Source organism: Acinetobacter sp. 243_ASPC (genome assembly GCF_001054715.1).
GTDB classification, from domain to species: Bacteria; Pseudomonadota; Gammaproteobacteria; order Pseudomonadales; family Moraxellaceae; genus Acinetobacter; species Acinetobacter soli.
In genome coordinates this window covers 1-480 of the sequence record NZ_JVOR01000025.1, presented here as the reverse complement: position 1 = coordinate 480, position 480 = coordinate 1, and the positions used below count along the sequence as shown (strand labels likewise).

Sequence of the window (480 nt, the reverse complement as noted above, 5' to 3'; positions counted from 1 at the left end):
TCTTGGCCAGCGGATTGATACGATTAATGTTGAAGTTGGTAAAAGTCAGGCAGCAATTCAGGAGGAGCGAACAGCACGTGCATCGGGCGATGAAGCCAATACGCAAGCGATCAATAACTATATTGCCCGCAATGATACCGCTTTGGCATCTGTTAAACAGACTGCTGAAAGTGCTGTTACTGCATCTAGCAGTAACTCAAGCGCGATTCAGGCGCTGGATAACCGCGTTGATGTGGCTGAATCTGATGCATCGGTAGCAAAAACCAATGCTGCCAGTGCAATCACCAAAGCAGAAACGGCAGTCTCTGCTGCGGGATCAGCTTCAAGTCTTGCACAGCAAGCATCGGCAACAGCAACCGCTGCAAGTGACACAGCCGATACTGCAAACAATAATGCTTCCAATGCGTTGAATACGGCAAACACTGCCAACAGCTCGGCAAATGAAGCCAAAACCAATGCAGCCACGGCTCTATCGACTGC

At 49.6% G+C, this 480-nt stretch carries 1 pseudogene; it reads left to right on the top strand.

The features are described from left to right. A pseudogene (locus ADA42_RS02585) lies at positions 1 to 480 on the top strand (phage tail protein); the annotation flags it as partial.